General features: G+C 44.1%; 17 protein-coding genes. 10 read left to right on the forward strand and 7 right to left on the reverse strand.

The features are described from left to right. Positions 1-175 precede the first annotated feature (175 nt). Complete coding sequence (locus P2A85_RS22655) at positions 176-511, forward strand: DUF433 domain-containing protein (RefSeq protein ID WP_377475641.1); 336 nt, start codon at positions 176-178, stop codon at positions 509-511. 47 nt (positions 512-558) lie between these two features. Here the strand turns inward: P2A85_RS22655 and P2A85_RS22660 are convergent, their stop codons facing one another. The 4 genes from P2A85_RS22660 to topA all read right to left on the reverse strand — a co-directional run bounded on the left by P2A85_RS22660 (position 559) and on the right by topA (position 6611). After that, positions 559-1500 (reverse strand): DUF2887 domain-containing protein, encoded by a 942-nt coding sequence (locus P2A85_RS22660; RefSeq protein ID WP_377475643.1) that lies wholly within the window; start codon positions 1498-1500, stop codon positions 559-561. Between the two features lie 53 nt (positions 1501-1553). Continuing rightward, a complete protein-coding gene (locus P2A85_RS22665; protein ID WP_377475644.1) occupies positions 1554-2231 on the reverse strand; it encodes a Rho termination factor N-terminal domain-containing protein in 678 nt (225 codons plus the stop codon). Continuing rightward, on the reverse strand, positions 2228-3562 hold the full coding sequence (locus tag P2A85_RS22670; RefSeq protein ID WP_377475645.1) for an AAA family ATPase: 1335 nt from the start codon (positions 3560-3562) through the stop codon (positions 2228-2230). The genes P2A85_RS22665 and P2A85_RS22670 overlap by 4 nt, the downstream gene beginning before the upstream one ends. Positions 3563-3764: 202 nt before the next feature. After that, a complete protein-coding gene (gene topA / locus P2A85_RS22675) occupies positions 3765-6611 on the reverse strand; it encodes a type I DNA topoisomerase (protein ID WP_377475646.1) in 2847 nt (948 codons plus the stop codon). Positions 6612-6973: 362 nt separating this feature from the next. Here topA and P2A85_RS22680 point away from each other — a divergent pair, with 362 nt between their 5' ends. From P2A85_RS22680 to P2A85_RS22700, 5 genes are all read left to right on the forward strand, one after another. Continuing rightward, the gene (locus tag P2A85_RS22680; RefSeq protein WP_377475647.1) at positions 6974-7105 is read left to right on the forward strand and encodes a hypothetical protein; all 132 of its coding nucleotides are present in this window, start codon (positions 6974-6976) and stop codon (positions 7103-7105) included. Beyond that, the gene (locus P2A85_RS22685) at positions 7086-7268 is read left to right on the forward strand and encodes a type II toxin-antitoxin system HigA family antitoxin (RefSeq protein WP_377475648.1); all 183 of its coding nucleotides are present in this window, start codon (positions 7086-7088) and stop codon (positions 7266-7268) included. The genes P2A85_RS22680 and P2A85_RS22685 overlap by 20 nt, the downstream gene beginning before the upstream one ends. A gap of 246 nt (positions 7269-7514) precedes the next feature. Then, positions 7515-8963: a hypothetical protein gene (locus tag P2A85_RS22690; RefSeq protein WP_377475650.1), complete on the forward strand. Its 1449-nt coding sequence runs from the start codon at positions 7515-7517 to the stop codon at positions 8961-8963. Positions 8964-9043: 80 nt separating this feature from the next. Further along, positions 9044-9349, forward strand: a complete 306-nt coding sequence (locus P2A85_RS22695) for a hypothetical protein (protein ID WP_377475651.1) — start codon at positions 9044-9046, stop codon at positions 9347-9349. Between the two features lie 58 nt (positions 9350-9407). Then, positions 9408-10982, forward strand: coding sequence for an NAD(P)H-quinone oxidoreductase subunit N (locus tag P2A85_RS22700; RefSeq protein ID WP_377475652.1), 1575 nt, complete (start codon positions 9408-9410; stop codon positions 10980-10982). Positions 10983-11136: 154 nt separating this feature from the next. Here the strand turns inward: P2A85_RS22700 and P2A85_RS22705 are convergent, their stop codons facing one another. Continuing rightward, complete coding sequence (locus tag P2A85_RS22705; protein ID WP_377475653.1) at positions 11137-11748, reverse strand: Uma2 family endonuclease; 612 nt, start codon at positions 11746-11748, stop codon at positions 11137-11139. 465 nt (positions 11749-12213) lie between these two features. Between P2A85_RS22705 and P2A85_RS22710 the strand changes: the two genes are divergently transcribed. The 3 genes from P2A85_RS22710 (at position 12214) to P2A85_RS22720 (ending at position 13962) form a co-directional block, all read left to right on the forward strand. Next, positions 12214-12846, forward strand: a complete 633-nt coding sequence (locus P2A85_RS22710) for a Uma2 family endonuclease (protein WP_377475654.1) — start codon at positions 12214-12216, stop codon at positions 12844-12846. Positions 12847-12910: 64 nt separating this feature from the next. After that, a complete protein-coding gene (locus P2A85_RS22715; RefSeq protein ID WP_377475655.1) occupies positions 12911-13510 on the forward strand; it encodes a Uma2 family endonuclease in 600 nt (199 codons plus the stop codon). Between the two features lie 23 nt (positions 13511-13533). Then, positions 13534-13962: a GNAT family N-acetyltransferase gene (locus tag P2A85_RS22720; RefSeq protein ID WP_377475656.1), complete on the forward strand. Its 429-nt coding sequence runs from the start codon at positions 13534-13536 to the stop codon at positions 13960-13962. Between the two features lie 2 nt (positions 13963-13964). Here P2A85_RS22720 and P2A85_RS22725 read toward each other — a convergent pair whose 3' ends face one another. Both P2A85_RS22725 and P2A85_RS22730 read right to left on the reverse strand, forming a co-directional pair. Continuing rightward, positions 13965-14327, reverse strand: a complete 363-nt coding sequence (locus tag P2A85_RS22725; protein WP_377475658.1) for a Spx/MgsR family RNA polymerase-binding regulatory protein — start codon at positions 14325-14327, stop codon at positions 13965-13967. Between the two features lie 282 nt (positions 14328-14609). Beyond that, positions 14610-15053: a DUF4332 domain-containing protein gene (locus P2A85_RS22730; protein ID WP_377475659.1), complete on the reverse strand. Its 444-nt coding sequence runs from the start codon at positions 15051-15053 to the stop codon at positions 14610-14612. A gap of 67 nt (positions 15054-15120) precedes the next feature. Between P2A85_RS22730 and P2A85_RS22735 the strand changes: the two genes are divergently transcribed. Further along, positions 15121-16509 carry an aminopeptidase P N-terminal domain-containing protein gene (locus P2A85_RS22735; protein WP_377475660.1) on the forward strand — a complete coding sequence of 463 codons (1389 nt, stop codon included), beginning with the start codon at positions 15121-15123 and terminating at the stop codon, positions 16507-16509. The last annotated feature ends 56 nt before the right edge of the window (positions 16510-16565 follow it).

The raw sequence follows: 16565 nt of genomic DNA on the forward strand, positions 1-16565 counted from the left end.
TTTTTTTCTTGTGGGATGGGCATTTTGTTCGTCCTGAAATTTAATTAAAAGGATTTTTGCAGGAGGTCTAAGGTCTTCATTTTAGGCGGAGTCAGCGTACCAGGATAAAAAACTGGTGCGGGCGATCGCACTATAATAGCAAATAGATACCTAATTCATAAATCACATAGATTCTATGACAATCCCAGAATTAGAAGCACAACTTTTGGCCTTAACGCCGATCGACAAAGCTGAGGCAATCAACATCTTAACCCAGAGTTTTAAAAACAGCGGCCGCCCGATTACAAAAACCCCCAGCGTGATGGGCGGTGATGCTTGTATAGACAAAACTCGTATTCCCGTTTGGTTACTCGCCAGCTATCGAAATGATGGCGCTACCGATGCTTTTATCCTAGATTGCTATCCCCATCTCAGTGCTGCTGATTTGGTAAATGTTTGGGCTTATACTGAAGCTTATTCTGACGAAATTGAGTCAGCAATTCGACAACAAGACGAGGCTGACGAAATTTAGCGAGTAAAGTGCATCAGCTATTGAAGCCCTCATAACTCGCTAAATTCTTATCTTTCCGACTGCTGCGCCTCCAGCCAAGCCTCCAAATCAGCCATAGTAGCAAAATCCAACAGCGCCTCACTCAAATCTTCGAGCACTAGCAAGGGCAGATTGGCAAGGCGCGATCGCATTTCCTCAGAAATTTCTTGCCGTAACCGACGGGTTAATTGTCGGACAATCAGGGCACAGGCTTCTGCCTGCCGTCCTTCCGCCTTAGCTTCTTGATAGAATCTCGTTTCCTGTAATGTAATTCCCAACATTGATTCCACCTCGGCTCGACTCAACGATGTAAATTTGTACGACATAATAGTTGCTAATAGATCTATTATGTCACGACCTGCTGCTGGTGGAACTTCTTGCTGCACTCGGCTCAGCAAATATCTTGCTTCTGCTGGTGCTTGAGTCTCCCCGACAGTCGTCAACACCATCAGCGCAATCCCTAAAGGCAAAGCGCGAATATCCCCCAACTCATCTAAGCATATCCGATGCACCTGATTGCTGTTGAGCAGAGCTCGATAAGGATAAACATCGCTTTGTTCGACACTGCGAGATGGATAAATTACCACAGCTTGCCAATCGCTGTAACGACTGCGATTGCGGTAAAAGTATAAAAACGATTCGCCAAACAACCGTTCGTAAAGCTGTTCGTCTTTCTGAAACTGAACTTCACAAAAATAGACAATGCCCGGTTCCTCAGATTCTGGGGGCAAAAATACGCCGTCAATTTCAAATTTAGGTTCTTTGACTGCAACCGAGTCAAAGCGATAATTGGCAGCATTTGCTGGAGTTGTCGTCAGTAGATCGAACAGCAAAGTTGGCGCTTGTCCGAACAGTTTGTAGAATATTGAATCCCGCCGCATGAAAGATGTGCAAAGAAAGAGAGACAAATTAATACTACTGCATAATGGTTCGCCAAAATATGCGATCGCCCTTAATCCAAATCCCGCCACAACGGTATAGTAACCTTTCTAGTTCTGGATTAATGCAGTTTTTTCGTTGTCCATTAGCTTAGCTCCTCAATGAGAGCATCTTTCTTCATCTTACTGATGCCAGCAATTCCCCTTTTCTTGGCTATTTCTTTTAATTGAACCACAGTCATTGTTCTGAGAAGAGTCACGTCGTTTATTGTATCTGGCATTGATTGAGGAGTCAGATCAAATACACTCTTAATTGCGTCAAGTTGTTTGCCGGTAATACCGCATTTCAATTTTATGAGTGGTTCAAAATTTTTCCAATACTTACGAGGAGCCTCATAAATTTTATTTGTAGCTACAGCCAGTATAACTGATTTTATTTCGCTGTTTGGCTGTTCTTTCAAATATTGCAATGCTGCCATGATTTCATCTCTGGATGCTGTGGAAAGATTAATTTTAGGCTTTTCCTCACCTGCAAGGATTTTAGCAAGTTTAGTAGTATCATCATTGTCGTCAGCAATAATGCACCAGACTCTTTCTAGCCCTGCTTCTTCCGCTACAGCATAAACAAAGGAATTGCCAATAACTTGATAGCTATCTTTACCAATGTCTTTGACAATGACAGGAATCCAGTTTCGTCCACCATTTTGTTTAAGTATATTTGCAGTAGCTTTGAGCAAAAACTCAGGGATATTAGTATAATCTCCGGGGTCTATTTCATTTATGGGGAGGTGCATCAAAGTCCCAATACTGTTAGAGCTTTTCATTGTAAAAAATACTCCTTTGCTAATTTTTTGTAGTATTCATGGGCAGAACGATCGCGATAAACAGCAGGAGTGCGTAAAAATACAGAACTAGCTATGTTAGCATAACTTGGCACTTCAGGAATGTATAAGTCTTTTTTCGCACTGGTGTACTTAGGATAAAAGTAAGGCAGTAGATCGAATCTGTCTTTTTTAGCATTGTTCAAAATATTTTTGATTGCTTTTTGAGCAGCTTCTCGCTGTGGCTCTGTAATCTTTTCTCCATTAAAAAAGATAGGTAAGGCAATGGGACTTCCATCTTCTTTCTCGGCTTGTATCTCAGGAATAAATTTCTGAATTGCCATTGCCGCATTCTCTAGCGAGAAAAGGTTGTTGTGCTTTGTAGGAATGAGGATAACATCAGCCGCATACACCGCAAGTTGACTATTGAAACGCCAATTTGGGGATGAATCTATCAATATATAATCGTATTCCTGCCTTGCAAATTCGAGCTGATTGTACAGTCCATACAGTCGCATTAACGTGCGAAGTTGTCGATCGGAGTCGCTAGCCAGTTCATTTTCAGCAGGAATAATATCAAAACTGAGTTCTATTTTTTTATTAGAAAATTTATATTCATGTACAGCAGATTTTAGACCTACGTTTTTATTTGTAAGAGCCTCGATCAGAACCCCATCACTGACAGGAATACCCAAAGCACTTGTTAAGTCTTGTTGATTGAAATCAAAATCTATTACTAAAACTTTCTTGCCCAAGTAAGTTAAAATACCTGCGAGGTTAACTGTTGTAGTTGTTTTGCCAACACCTCCTTTATTATTATAGATTGTTACTGTCAACGCTCTACTTTGTGATTCAATCTTCTTTTTTATATCGGCAACAACTCGCTCGACATTATTCAAGTCTATAGCCAAGCATTGAGTGGCTGGGAATATTACTTTTCCATGCTTTCTAAACAGTTGAATATGGGATGAGTTAGTAATAATTCCCCATTTTGCCGATCTGCATTTAGAGCCAAGTAAGTGTCGCTTAAGTTGAGCGACGGTTTTTAAGTAATCTGCTGTACCTTCAGTAAGATTGATATTTTTTCCTTTTAGCTCTACCAGGAGATGGGGATTAGATTTTGTGTGTAAGAAAATATCATCTCCAATAATTTTTCTAGCTGCTCGATCGACTATTCCACCACCATCAGTATCATACTGGGGAATAACCTCATTAGATTGAAAACCCAATGCTTGCAAAAACTGAGGTGAAAAATTAGAACTAACAATAGCTTCCAAAGCGCCTTGAGGAAGACTTTGTAATGCAGCTTGAAGGGTAGTGGCTGGGGCATTCATGAGGAGGATAATTTAGGAATAATTTGATCTGAGTATACTATAATAGCTACATTATTCTTGAGTCGGTTTCAACCGACTTTCGCTATGAGACAGGGAATTCATTCCCTGGCAGACTCGCGGACAAACGAAATAACCCGATAAAAACCCGGTTTTTCTACTAAAAAACCGGGGTTCCAATCTCAGACAAAAAACTAAACTAATTTTACTTAGTTTCTTTCTTAGTCTTTGTCGCAGTCGTCGTCGTCTTCTTAGCAGCAGTGGTTTTCTTAGCTGCCGTTTCCGACTTCGCCGCAGTAGTTGTTTTCTTCGCCGCAGTGGTTTTCTTTGCAGTAGTGGTTTTCTTCGCCGCAGTTTCCGACTTCGCCGCAGTTGTCTTCGTTGACTTCTTCGACTTGCTGCTAGATTTGCCGCCGCCCGCTGCTTCCTTCGCTGCTAACAAATCCAGTGCTTTTTGTAAGGTGAAATTCTCCACAGATTCATCCTTAGACAAGGAAGCATTGATATCCCCGTGTTTGACGTAGGGCCCGTAACGGCCATCGTAAACATTGATCATTTCTCCCGATTCTGGATGCGCGCCCAATTCCTTCAAAGGTGTCGTTGATTTGCTACCGCGCACGGCTTTCGGCTGCGATAATAACTCTAAAGCCCGATCGAGCGTTATAGTCAAAACATCATCAGGTGGTTTGATCGATCGATAATCCTTACCAACCTTACCCTGGTCATGCACCACATAAGGCCCATACATCCCCAAAGCAGCCTGCACCTTCGCCCCCGTATCCGGGTGAGTTCCCAAGAAGCGCGGCAGAGTCAGCAAGCTCACAGCCATCTCTAAGGTCATCGTATCTTTGTCCGTCCCCTTCGGCAAAGAAGTCCGCTTCGGTTTCTTGTTAGTTTCCGACACTTCCCCTAACTGAACGTAGGGCCCATAACTACCAATCAGCACAAAAATCGGTTCCCCAGTTTCCGGGTGCAGACCTAATTTTTCCGGCCCTTCAGTTTTTTGCTTTAACAGAAACTCGACTTGTTCCGGGTCTAAATCCGCCGGAGTCAAATCTTGAGGAATCGATGCTTTCACCGGCCCTTCTTCCCTGTCAGCTTCCAGGTAAGCGCCGTATTTACCGATGCACACTTTAGCCGAAATATTCTCCAATACCACAGTTCGGGCAACTTTGGCATCGATTTGACTTTCCTGTTCTTTGACTTGAGTTTGAAGTCCAGTTTCCCCTCGATAAAACTTGTCCAAATACGGCAGCCATTTAGCTTCGCCAGTGGCAATTTCATCCAGGGTTTGTTCCATTCGGGAAGTAAAACCGGTGTCTACTAAATCGGGAAAATGTGTTTCCAATAAAGTTGTGACGGCGAAAGCGGTGAATGTGGGAATTAAGGCGTTGGTAATTAATTTGGCGTAACCGCGATCGACTATAGTGCCGATAATACTCGCATAGGTACTCGGACGACCCACGCCTTCGCTTTCCAACATTTTAACGAGTGAAGCTTCGGTGAAACGGGCGGGCGGCTGAGTTTCGTGGCCAACGGCTTCTAAATCTTTGCAATTAGGTTTATCGCCCACCTTCAGCGCCGGCAAAATCACCTCTTGGTCTTCCAAAGCCGCATCCGGGTCATCGGAACCTTCCACGTAGGCGCGCAAAAAGCCGGGAAAATCGATGCGTTTCCCGCTGGAACGGAAACCCGCATCTTCCACCAGAGTCAGTAGCGTGACGTGAGTTTGGCGCGCATCAGCCATTTGAGAAGCCACAGTCCGTTTCCAAATTAAATCGTAGAGGCGGAAGTCAACGCCATCTAACCCGGTTTGCTGTGGAGTCCGAAAAGTGCTACCAGCAGGACGAATAGCTTCGTGGGCTTCCTGGGCTCCTTTGCTTTTGGTCGTATATTTGCGCGGTTTGGGGCTGAGGTATTCGCTACCGTATAGTTCTTGGACGCAACTGCGGGCTGCGGCGATCGCCTGTTCGGATAAATGCACCGAATCCGTCCGCATATAGGTGATAAAACCGCGTTCGTAGAGACTTTGGGCAATTCGCATGGTTTCCCGCGCTCCCAGCCTCAGCTTACGGTTAGCTTCCTGCTGCAAAGTCGAGGTTGTAAACGGCGGCGAAGGTTTGCGGGTGACTGGCCGTTCTTCTAGGTTCGTGACAGTCCAAGGTTTGTTTTGAATGCGTGAGAGTAAAGCCCGCGCCTGTTCTTCGTTCAGCAAAAGTACGCGGCGGCCTGCGATAATTCCGCCAGTATTCTCATCAAAATCGCTACCGTTGGCAACTTTCACATTGCCTACTGTTACCAGTTTGGCCTCAAATGCACCCCCCTGTCCCCCCTTACCAAGGGGGGTATTGTCCGAAGCCCCCCCCTTACCAAGGGGGGTATTGTCCGAAGCCCCCCCCTTACCAAGGGGGGGGTTGGGGGGGGTCAAAGTCGCTTTCAAATCCCAGTAGCTACCTTGGCGGAAGGCGCGGCGTTCCCGTTCCCGGCGCACTAAAAGGCGCACGGCGACTGACTGCACTCTGCCGGCGGACAAGCCCCAAGCGATTTTTTTCCACAATAGCGGAGAAAGGGTGTAACCGACGAGTCTGTCTAGAATCCGCCGAGTTTCTTGGGCCTGTACGACTCGATTGTCGATGTCGCGACAGTGAGTCAAAGCGTCGCGGATGGCTTCACGGGTGATTTCGTGGAACACCATCCGTTTGATGGGAACTTTGGGTTTGAGGATTTGCAGCAAATGCCAGGAAATGCTTTCGCCTTCTCGGTCTTCGTCAGTGGCTAGAATCAGTTCTGTGGCGTCTTTGAGGGCGTCTTTGAGTTCTTTGACAATTTTCTTTTTATCTTTGGGGATGACGTAGAGGGGTTCAAAGTCTGCCTCCACGTTTACGCCGAGTTGCGCCCATTTTTCTCCTTTAACGGCTTCTGGTATTTCTTCGGCGGAGGATGGGAGGTCGCGCACATGGCCCATTGATGCCTCTACACGGTAGGTGGAGGGCAGGAAGTTGCGAATGGTACGGGCTTTTGTGGGAGATTCGACGATGACTAAGGTTGACATGGCATCTTTTATATATGGATGGCGGCGCAGAAGTGAGTGTTTAATTTACAGAGTGTAGGTCAGATGTCAAGGCTTTTGGAAAAATTGAGGGCTTATTTTCAAACTACCTTAATTTGTAAGTTATTGCCGATCGGCTTAAAGATGACAAGAAATTAGGAGACTGCTGGCCTTAGTCCCTACAATATTATTTTGGGTAGGGAGACTGCTGGCCTTAGTCCCTACAATATTATTTCGGGTAGGGACTAAGGCCAGCCGTCTCCTAACTATCGCGTCTCTACGAGATGCACTGGATGCTGAGACTGCTGAATGCGGGTTGATAGTTCCTCTCTTGTAGATTTTAGAGTGAGATTGGGCAAGATTTGATGGTTTCCCCGCAAAAAAGACTTGAAATGCGATCGAGAATTGGTCAAATAGTCGATCGCCCTCACCGGCTAACATCAGATATTGTGGAATTATATAAACAGAGGTTGATGTATGGAATTACACCCAATTAAAACAGAAACAGATTATCAGGAAGCCCTGCGAGTAATTGAATCACTGTTTGATGCAGCGCCCAATACCCAGGAATGCGATCGATTAGATATCCTCAGTACCTTAGTCGAAGCCTATGAGAAGGCAAACTTCCCCATTGAAATACCCGATCCGACCTCTGCTTAATCATCCCCAGGGCGATCGTATTTATCATACTCGTATTTGGGAGTATTCGTAGGGTTGTGTCGCCATCTACTATCCTCAAACAAACAGCGATAATCGATCGAGCGACGCACTAAGCGATAATATTTGACTACACAAACCCAACATTTGTATCTTGTCGCGCTTTGTGAGCGATCGACAGCAGTAACAACAGCATCAGGTTGTGTTAGCTTAGCCCTAGCTAGTATCTGAAAAATACTTTTGAGTGCTATGATTCAAGAAGAAGGTTCTCAGCCAAGTATTAAATCGATTCGAGAAAAAATATTCACCCCCGAAGCTTTCTCACCCCAAAGTTACAGAGATCCCATTAAACTGTTAGACATTTCACTCAATTTTCCCTACAGTTCAAATGAGTGGGATATAATTTTTGAAACATTTATTAATTTGCTTGAACATAAAGAATGGCAGATTTGGCACAGGGCAATTGACAACCTAATCGATGCTCTAGAAATAGAACAGTCGCAACGCTCTAATTGTGAAGATTACCAACCAAGACCGATCGACAGGCGCATGAAATCTATCTGTGACGCGATCGCAAACCAAACTCCAAACAAGCCCAACATCTTTGAGAAATTTTGTTATGGCTTCAAGTTCTTGGCAAAAGAACCACCTTATAACCGCTTATTTCTCGAATGGTTAGACCAATTGGCTGCTTCAGAAGAGCGAGAGATTCCTACAAAAAAGGCGATATTAGCAGCACAACTTTTCTTGGGTGCTTATGATTCGACTTGGCAAGAAGTAGGGGAAAATTTGTTAGAAATGCTAGATGATGCTGACCTGCTAATTAGAGCTTGCGCTGCTTATCAGATTGGTGTTTTTTATGGTAAGAGTGTCAAAAAACATGAATATTGGGAATGGTATATTGATGAAAATTATGAGCGCAACCAACAAGCGATTATTGGAATACCACCACTTGACGAGATGATGCAGTTAATTTACAACAAGGAACTCGATCGCCCGGGGGTAGCAGGTGCGTTCTGGGACGTTATCCCGAAAAAAGGTTCTGATGCCAAAGAATGGTTGTTGGATATTTTAGAGAATTCGCCTGAACCAGAACCTTATATCTGCTACTTCCCTTGCAACTTAGCGTTTGATGCTCACGAACGGTTTAGTCGGGATGCTGGTGCGGTTCGCCGCCTGATTGATATGGGGCGTGTAGGGCTTGCTCTTGCTGCTGCGACAGATGAATCCAGCAAAGTTCCAGCCCTTGAACCGCTATTAATTGAGTTGGGGAACTATGATGACCCTGAAATGATTCGACTTGCATCCTGGCATCTTGCATATTATTACCACTACCTGCATCTACGGGGTGCAGAAGAGGGATATGTTGAGTTAGTTAGTGAATTGTCAAATATCGACTTGTTCTTGCTGTTTAACCAGGAAAAGGAACTTGAGTCTCCCTATGCAGCCGTCATTTATGAAAAAGGAATTAATCAGCAATTGAGTTTAGACATTGCTAATGAATGGGTCGATCGCATTTTTCCAGAGGCAGTTAGAGGCGATCCCACAGAACCTTTGTTAGCAAAAAATATCCACTGCTATCAGCGAGGGTATATTGGCTACCATGTATATGAAGAAAATACGGACTCTACTCTGATCGATAATGTAATTATTAGGTATCGTTCTCAATTTCCGTGGAATCCTAAACAATTCTTGTAGCGATAGTAGCATACAGCAACTTCTGTCAGGTTTTAGTCCGCCTTAAGAGATGGCCTTGAGATAGCCAAGGAGGATACTTTGTGAATGTAAAAGCTTTTGATGCCTATCGATCTAGATTTCTCAAATTACTTGAATACATTGATGTCAATCTTGAGGAAAATCTCAGCCCGATCGCGCTTTGCCTGTTTGTGGACGCAGAGGCTCTTGTTTGCGCGTGCGATCGACCAGGCCGAGCCTACGCGCATGGGTTCCCAGGCACAGCCGGGGAAGCCGTTGACAGCGCCCACATCGATCGCCCATCTGCAAGATATCGCAACAAACACGCCCCAAACTGGGAGCGCGAGGCTCTAATCAGCTACAATCGGTGTTTGGTAAAGAATTTCTAACATTTCACTGCCCAATTACAGGCTTCCCTAGCCTGTATTACCCAACTTGTCTGAAAATATGGATTTTGCTACTCTTGCCGCCCAGCTAAATGCTGGAACTATATTGCCAGAGGGAATCATCATTGTCACCCTCTTGGTTGTCCTCGTCGGCGATTTAATCGTAGGCCGCAGTTCCTCTGGTTGGACTCCCTACGTTGCTGTTGCCGGTTTGCTGGCGGCCGTCGGTGCCTTGTGTTTGCAAGCGGACAACACTAATACTATCTCGTTTCTAGGCGGTTTTAACAGCGATGCCTTGAGTTTAGTATTTCGCGGAATTATTGCTTTGACTGCGGCTGTCACTATTTTGATATCCGTCCGCTATGTATTGCAAACTGGGACTGCTTTAGCGGAATTTATCGGCATTTTGCTCACCGCTACTTTGGGGGGAATGTTCCTTTCTGGTGCTGATGAATTGGTGATGATTTTTATTTCATTGGAAACTCTCAGTATCTCGTCTTATTTACTGACAGGTTACACAAAACGTGACCCGCGTTCCAATGAAGCTGCTTTGAAATATTTGTTAATTGGTGCGTCTTCTTCGGCGGTGTTTCTCTACGGGCTGTCGCTGTTGTACGGGTTGTCTGGCGGCGAAACTACCTTAAGTGCGATCGCCTCTCATCTTCCTACTGTGAATGAAGGTCAATCTCTAGGTTTAGTGATTGCGTTGGTATTTGCGATCGCCGGAATTGCCTTCAAAATCTCTGCGGTTCCCTTCCACCAATGGACACCAGACGTTTATGAAGGTTCGCCAACACCCGTTGTGGCATTCCTTTCAGTCGGTTCCAAAGCAGCCGGTTTCGCTCTAGCCATCCGCTTGTTAACTACGGTTTTCCCCGTACTTATCGAACAGTGGCACTTCGTATTCACAGCCCTAGCAATTCTCAGCATGGTGTTGGGAAATGTAGTAGCTCTTGCTCAGACTAGCATGAAGCGGCTTTTGGCTTATTCGTCGATCGCCCAAGCCGGTTTTGTCATGATTGGTTTAGTTGCAGGAACCGAAGCCGGTTATTCCAGCATGATATTTTATCTGTTGGTTTACCTGTTTATGAACTTAGGTGCTTTCGCCTGCATCATCCTGTTCTCATTGCGGACTGGCACCGACCAAATTAGCGACTACTCCGGTTTGTATCAAAAAGACCCACTGTTAACTTTGGCCTTGAGTATTTGTTTGCTTTCCCTCGGCGGAATTCCACCCTTGGCTGGATTTTTCGGCAAGATTTATCTATTCTGGGCCGGCTGGCAAGCTGGACTTTACGGCTTAGTTATTCTGGGATTAATTACCAGCGTAATTTCGATTTACTACTACATCCGCGTCGTCAAGATGATGGTAGTCAAGGAACCTCAAGAGATGTCCGATGTTGTCAAAAATTATCCTGAAATTCGCTGGAATGTTCAAGGAATGCGCCCTTTGCAAGTCAGTGTTGTACTGACTTTGGTGGCGACAACTTTGGCTGGTATTTTGTCGAATCCTTTGTTTAATATGGCTAATGATGCTGTTGCTAACACTCCCATGTTGCAGTCGGCATTGAGTCAGGTACAGCCTGTGGTAGCTGCTGCAAAAATCGAATCTAACTTGTTGTCTCGCCGGAATTAAGTTTACCTGGTTTTGAGAGATGGGAAAGCGCCTGACTTTTTGAAGTTGGGCGTTTTTTTTGTGGGTGCGATCGGCGGTTTCAACCGGCCGAAAGTCAAACCAAGTCTGCCTTCGCAGACTAAGAGATAAAGCAATATTTAAGCTGGATTTGATATCATAGATCCAATACTTGCTCTGCTGTCAATGCTAATTCGGGGAAAGTTCGGGATATAATGCGATCGCTCCCTCGGTAAGCACTCATTTGATAAACCCCATTTTCATCGAGCAGGTAAACAAAAACAGTCGGCTCTTTCGGGTTGCCCAAATAGTTTCTGCTACCCAACGCTAAATAATCCACAATCCAATATTCAGTAATTCCCAGACGCTGATATTCATCCAGCTTGTCGATATAATCATCTTCCCAATTTGTCGAGACAACTTCTACCACTAATTGTGGAGGTTCAGTTAGGGCTGAATAGTCGAAGGGTTTGGATTCCCAAATAGTTTTATCTATTACAGTGACATCGGGGTGGCGGCCTTGTTCTTTACCATTCTGGGTTAACGTTCTCAGCATAAATCTGCCAGATACCCTGTAATTTAGAGGGACGCGATCGACTTCTCTATCAAATTGTTTAATGAGAAAATCGGCAACATCCTCATGTAGTCTTATTGGTAAGATTCTCACAATTTCTCCATTTACCAGTTCATAACGGCCTTCATCGGGAAGTTGCTTGATAAATTGTTCAAAAGTAAGCAGTTGCTTCGTTTGGATTGGTGCTACAGTCATGGTTGGCTCTCATTTAGCTGCATTTTAAAACTATTCGCTAACCATTTTAACATATATTAACTTAATATGAATAACTGCAATGACGTAGGCATCAATTTTTACGATGTTCTCCATCAAGTTTAAAAGTTTGATGATACCCTGGTTGCCCTAGTTCAGACTGCCACTTCACCCACCGAATATAGTCTCCTTGCAACTCCTCTTTTAGCCGAAGTGAAAAATCTCCAACACCTGTTCCAATTTCCAGTGTAAACCCTGACACGCGCCCTCCCCAGCAATCGGTTACAGGAGATCGATCGCTTTTACAGCAGATTGCAAGTTTATGAGATACAGTAGCAATAGTAACCAGTAGTTAGCGTAAAGCTTTTAAGAATCCCTCTCAGAACTCAATAGCAGGCAATAGAGCGATTGCTCTGTTACCTGCTTGTCCAGCAGATCGGGAAGCAAGTGTGCGTGAAGTTTGCGCTAATGGTACGCAGATTAACACAGATGCAACTTAGTGTAGAGGTGAAAATGTTAGTACAAAGTAAGCAAAAAATTTATACTTTAGATGAGTACCGGGAGTTAGAGGAAACTGCTGAGTTTAGAAATGAATATCGCGATGGAGAAATTGTACAAATGGCTGGTGGTACGATCGATTATAGTCAAATTATAGGTAATATCCATGCCTTCTTGAAATATGCTTTGCGAGGTAAAAGTGCCAGACCATTTAGTGATTTGCGGTTGTGGATTCCTCGGTATCAACGCGGAACTTATCCAGATGTGATGGTAGTTGAAGGAGAATTAGTTTGTACAGAGGGACGGAAAGATGAAATACTCAATCCAGTGCTGATTGTGGAAGTGCTTTCTAAGTCTACCAAGGATTTCGATAAAGAGGACAAGTTTCGGTTTTATCGATCGATTCCTGAATTTCGCGAGTATGTATTAGTCAATCAATCTGAGTTTTTAGTGACACAATATATTAAAACTGAATCTAATGATTGGTTGTTTCGGGAATATGAGGGAGAATCGGCAATAGTTTACTTCGCTTCGGTCGAAGTGCAAATGTCGATGAGCGATATTTATGAGTTGGTTGTATTTGAAACGCAGGAGAGTGATTAAATTATCTTTTTTAACCGCAGATGTAGGCAGATTAACGCAGATAAGAGTTTGTACAGAGGTAAAAATGTTAGTACAAAGTAAGCAAAAGTTTTATACTTTAGATGAGTACCGGGAGTTGGAGGAAACTGCTGAGTTCAGAAATGAATACCGCGATGGAGAAATTGTACAAATGACTGGTGGTACTATTAATCACAGCCGAATTATCCGCAATTTGAGTAGAGTTTTGGGAAATTTGCTTGAGGAGAATTCCTATGAGCTTTTTCACAATGATTTGCGGTTGTGGATTCCTCGGTATCGACGCGGAACTTACCCGGATGTTATGGTAATTGCAGGAGATCCTATTTTTAATGATGGACGCAAGGATGAAATACTCAATCCGGTGCTGATTGTGGAAGTGCTTTCTAAGTCTACCAAGGATTTCGATAAAGAGGACAAGTTTCGGTTTTATCGATCGATTCCTGAATTCCGAGAATATGTATTAGTCAATCAATCTGAGTTTTTAGTGACACAATATATTAAAACTGAATCGAATGATTGGTTGTTTCGGGAATATGAGGGAGAATCAGCAACAGTTTCTTTTGCTTCGGTGGAAGTGCAAATGTCGATGAGCGAGATTTATGCAAAAGTGGTATTTGAAACCCAGGAAACAGAAGTACAAGCATAAACTAGATTACGGTAAAATAGAGTATGACCGACAAAATGGATAATTATCGGATGGTTGAAACTCTGACAGAAAGCCAGGTTTCCGATTTGATGGAATTATACAAAAACGAATTCTGGTGTGACAAACGCACCCGCGAGGATGTGGTGAAAATGCTCGCCACCACTGATGTTATCATTGGTTTGGTCGATGAGGGCGATCGGCTAATTGCTTTTACTCGCGTCATCACCGATTTTGTCTACATAGGAACGGTTTTTGATGTCATAGTCCACCCGACGCACCGAAAGATGGGACTGGGTGTGAAGTTGATGGATGCAGTGGTAAATCATCCTAAATTGCAAGCTGTTGAAAGATTAGGACTTTACTGTTTGCCGAAGATGATACCCTTTTATGAACGGTGGGGTTTCAGTGATGATGTGGGCGGAGTTAAGTTTTTGCGGCGAACAACTGGCTAAACTCAGGTTGTTGAAAGCCCCAATTTTTCTCGAATTGCGTCTTCTTTGAAACCTACTAAAACCGCTGTTCCGTCTTTAACAAAAAGAGGACGTTTTAGCAGCATCGCATCCTTAGCAAACGCCTCAATCCACTCTTTGTTTGTCCAATTGTTCCGAACTTCGCCCAAAGCACGGTAAGATTGACCGGAAGTGTTTCGCATGGGTTGAAACCCCAAGGAATTTACCCATTTTTCAATCATTGCGCGAGTGGGTGGATTTTCTTTGGTGTTAATGAACTCATAGGTAACTGCATTATCTTCCAACCAGTTGAAAGCTTTTTTGCAGGTTCCACAGTTGGGGATTCCGTAAACTTGAATTGACATCATATTTGGGAATTGGGAATTGGGCATTGGGCATTGGGCATTGGGCATTGGGCATTGGGAATAGGGCATTGGGCATTGGGAATAGGGCATTGGGAATAGGGCATTGGGCATTGGGCATTGGGCATTGGGAATAGGGCATTGGGCATTGGGAATAGGGCATTGGGCATTGGGCATTGGGCATTGGGCATTGGAATAACGAATAAGCCCTTGACCCTTCGACTTCGCTCAGGGAACTGCAAATAACTAATAACTAATAACTAATAACTAATAACTAATGACCAATGACTACTGACTAATGACTAATTTAGCATCTTGAATCCATTTTTGCACGCGATCGACTGAAGGAGTCAAATCGTTCCGCTGCATTGTGGCTACGTGCAGCCTCAATATTTGTTGGTGCAATCTCCCCACGGGCATTTGAGCTAGTTGAGCGGGAGAAGCGACGCCTGCGTGGAGTAACAGCCCGCAATACTCACACCCTACACTGGGAATTCGAGCCAAATTTGCCATCGCTACCCATTTGTTAATGTATCGAATATCAACCTGCAACTGATGCGCTAACGATACCTTCGCCGTTGGTGTTTTAGTCTGCCCAATTAGTTGGGCGGTGGTGCTAATTCCGCATCCTGCTAGTTGAGACTGGTCTTCATTGCTTAATCCGGGCAAATTTGCGATCGGCCAATCCGGCGCTTCCCTAGAACTATAATTGGTTTTATGATGATTTTTCATGGTTTTTTTAAGGATTTTAGTTATATTTTAAAGTATAAATATAAAACAGTCAATAGAGCCGATCGCCATGAATATTTTCCCTGATTACGAATTGTTGACCATTGCTTTGCGTCAGCGAAGAGAAAAACTGGCGAGTTTAATTGATTTTCCCACAATTCTCTGGTCTGGTCGCAGTATTTCTCGTAATTATCCGGCTCTGAAGTTCCCCTTTCGTGCCAGCAGTCACTTTCTCTATTTTGCGGGTTTACCCTTAGAAAATGCGGCGATTCGTTTAGAATCTGGCAAGTTAGAACTGTTCATGGATGACGCACTTCCTAGCAGCACCCTGTGGCATGGAGAAATGCCGAAAAGAGCGGAAATTGCGGCACTAATGGGGGCTGAGGCTGATTTTCCCATGGCCCAGTTGAAATCGCGATCTGCGAATGCAGCAACTATCACTGTTCAGGATAGCTTGATTCAGTCGCAACAGTCACAAATTCTCGATCGCCCTTTGACACCATCTCAATCACCCGCAGGCATTGACCTAGAACTAACCAAGGCAATTATATCACTTCGTCTCACCCAAGATGCTGCAAGTTTGGCAGAATTACGAGCAGCGGCTGCTGTCACCGTGGCAGCTCACAAAGCCGGAATAGCCGCCACTCCCACAGCTCAAATCGAAGCTGGTGTTCGTGCTGCAATGGAAAGTGCGATTATATCACAAAATATGACCACTGCTTATCCAAGTATTGTCACCGTACACGGAGAAGTTTTACACAGTGAACATTATCACAATTCGCTACAAACAGGAGATTTACTATTAGCAGATGTGGGTGCAGAAACAGCACTGGGATGGGCCGCCGATGTGACTCGTACTTGGCCTGTTTCTGGAAAGTTTTCTCCGACTCAGCGCGCCATTTATGATGTGGTTTTGGCAGCCCACGATGCTTGTATTGAGAAGATTAGTCCTGGTGTTGAATACCAAGATATTCATCTGTTAGCTGCTCAGACTATGGCGGCTGGATTGGTTGATTTGGGTATTTTGCAAGGTGATGTTGAAGATTTGGTGGCTAGGGATGCTCATGCGCTATTTTTTGTGCATGGCATCGGACATTTAATTGGTTTAGATGTTCACGATATGGAAGATTTAGGCGATTTTGCTGGCTATGAAACAGGGAGAGTTAGAAGCAGTCGTTTTGGTTGGGGATTCCTGCGGTTAAATCGAGTTTTACAGGAGGGAATGCTGGTATCCATCGAACCTGGGTTTTATCAGGTTCCGGCTATTTTATACAACCCCGAAACTCGGACAAAATATAAAGATTCTGTAAAGTGGGACGAGTTAGAAAAATTTGCAGATGTTCGGGGAATTAGGATTGAAGATGATATACTCGTAACAGACAGGGGAAGAGAAGTTTTGACTGCAAAATTGCCTACTCAGGCTTCAGAAATTGAAAATTTAGTCACGGTAAATGCGTAAGTATATCTCAAAATAGAGTTTTACTTGTGCAGTTAAATTGGGTGTGAAACAAGATA

It is taken from the genome of Microcoleus anatoxicus (genome assembly GCF_042465725.1).
Lineage (GTDB): Bacteria > Cyanobacteriota > Cyanobacteriia > Cyanobacteriales > Microcoleaceae > Microcoleus > Microcoleus anatoxicus.

Excerpts from the sequence above, each read along its gene's own strand:
- P2A85_RS22710 (WP_377475654.1), top strand. The coding sequence starts at position 12,214 with ATGGTACGCAGATTAACACAGATGCAACTTAGTGTAGAGGTGAAAATG.
- P2A85_RS22685 (WP_377475648.1), top strand. The coding sequence starts at position 7,086 with ATGGAATTACACCCAATTAAAACAGAAACAGATTATCAGGAAGCCCTG.
- P2A85_RS22680 (WP_377475647.1), top strand. The coding sequence starts at position 6,974 with ATGGTTTCCCCGCAAAAAAGACTTGAAATGCGATCGAGAATTGGTCAA.
- P2A85_RS22735 (WP_377475660.1), top strand. The coding sequence starts at position 15,121 with ATGAATATTTTCCCTGATTACGAATTGTTGACCATTGCTTTGCGTCAG.
- P2A85_RS22665 (WP_377475644.1), bottom strand. The coding sequence starts at position 2,231 with ATGAAAAGCTCTAACAGTATTGGGACTTTGATGCACCTCCCCATAAAT.
- P2A85_RS22690 (WP_377475650.1), top strand. The coding sequence starts at position 7,515 with ATGATTCAAGAAGAAGGTTCTCAGCCAAGTATTAAATCGATTCGAGAA.
- P2A85_RS22720 (WP_377475656.1), top strand. The coding sequence starts at position 13,534 with ATGACCGACAAAATGGATAATTATCGGATGGTTGAAACTCTGACAGAA.
- P2A85_RS22725 (WP_377475658.1), bottom strand. The coding sequence starts at position 14,327 with ATGATGTCAATTCAAGTTTACGGAATCCCCAACTGTGGAACCTGCAAA.
- P2A85_RS22700 (WP_377475652.1), top strand. The coding sequence starts at position 9,408 with ATGGATTTTGCTACTCTTGCCGCCCAGCTAAATGCTGGAACTATATTG.
- P2A85_RS22715 (WP_377475655.1), top strand. The coding sequence starts at position 12,911 with ATGTTAGTACAAAGTAAGCAAAAGTTTTATACTTTAGATGAGTACCGG.
- P2A85_RS22655 (WP_377475641.1), top strand. The coding sequence starts at position 176 with ATGACAATCCCAGAATTAGAAGCACAACTTTTGGCCTTAACGCCGATC.
- topA (WP_377475646.1), bottom strand. The coding sequence starts at position 6,611 with ATGTCAACCTTAGTCATCGTCGAATCTCCCACAAAAGCCCGTACCATT.
- P2A85_RS22705 (WP_377475653.1), bottom strand. The coding sequence starts at position 11,748 with ATGACTGTAGCACCAATCCAAACGAAGCAACTGCTTACTTTTGAACAA.
- P2A85_RS22730 (WP_377475659.1), bottom strand. The coding sequence starts at position 15,053 with ATGAAAAATCATCATAAAACCAATTATAGTTCTAGGGAAGCGCCGGAT.
- P2A85_RS22670 (WP_377475645.1), bottom strand. The coding sequence starts at position 3,562 with ATGAATGCCCCAGCCACTACCCTTCAAGCTGCATTACAAAGTCTTCCT.